The 907-nt window shown below is 55.6% G+C and carries 2 protein-coding genes; both read left to right on the plus strand.

The features are described from left to right. Positions 1 to 580, plus strand: a 580-nt coding sequence (locus WMP97_RS11770) for a GDSL-type esterase/lipase family protein (protein WP_340440560.1), incomplete at its 5' end; no start/stop codon positions are given. Between the two features lie 95 nt (positions 581 to 675). Next, on the plus strand, positions 676 to 834 hold the full coding sequence (locus WMP97_RS11775; RefSeq protein WP_239208943.1) for a hypothetical protein: 159 nt from the start codon (positions 676 to 678) through the stop codon (positions 832 to 834). The last annotated feature ends 73 nt before the right edge of the window (positions 835 to 907 follow it).

Consider the following 907-nt stretch of genomic DNA (forward strand, 5'->3'; position numbering starts at 1 on the left):
CCCCCTCACCGCCCCAACCCCACAAAAACAACACCTCACACCCGACACCAAACTCGTCACCATCACACTCGGAGGAAACGACGCCGGACTAGCAGCACTGTTCACCGCCTGCGCACCCCACATCCAAATCCCCGGACTCCCCGACTGCGCCCCCACCGCCAAACCCATAACAGACGCCAGCATCCACAACCCCGACACCACCGGCCGAAACCTAAAACAACGCCTCATCGACATCGCAAACGACACCAAAAAACGAGCCCCCCAAGCCCAAATCCTCTTCACCGGATACTACACAGCAGCCACCCCAGAACACCGCTGCTCCGAAAGCGGCTACCTCTCCCTCAACGACCGCAAATACATCAACAACTTCCTCACCGAAGTCAACAACACCATCCAGCAAGCAGCACAAGAAACACACACCACCTACATCACCCCACCAAACGACCCCGAAGGATGGTGCAAACCCCCACAACAACGAAACACCAACTACTACGGCATACCTGAACACAATCTCATCGCACACCCCACCGCAACAGGCCAAAAACACATGGCCCAAAAAATAGCCCAAAACACCCACTAAAACCACAACTTGGCACGCAACCCACCAACTCATGTACGATGAAAAACGCGCGCAAAAAGCGCGCAACCACCTCCCGAACCAGAAAGGAAACTAAAATGATCGCAGACATCGTATCCAACGCACAAGAAGCAGCACACACCGCAGTATCCAACGGCTGGGACATCCTCGAACAGGCAAGCCTCTTCGTACGCAACCTGCCATACCTCATCCCAGACGCACTCAACGAGTTCAACCGCAACATCACCGGCTTCTAAAACAAAAGCGCACAACAGCCCCCGAGACCACCAAACCTCGGGGGCTTACTCATACCCCCACCCAGGGGCAACC

Source organism: Corynebacterium sp. KPL4072, assembly GCF_037908395.1.
Classification (GTDB): Bacteria; Actinomycetota; Actinomycetes; order Mycobacteriales; family Mycobacteriaceae; genus Corynebacterium; species Corynebacterium kefirresidentii.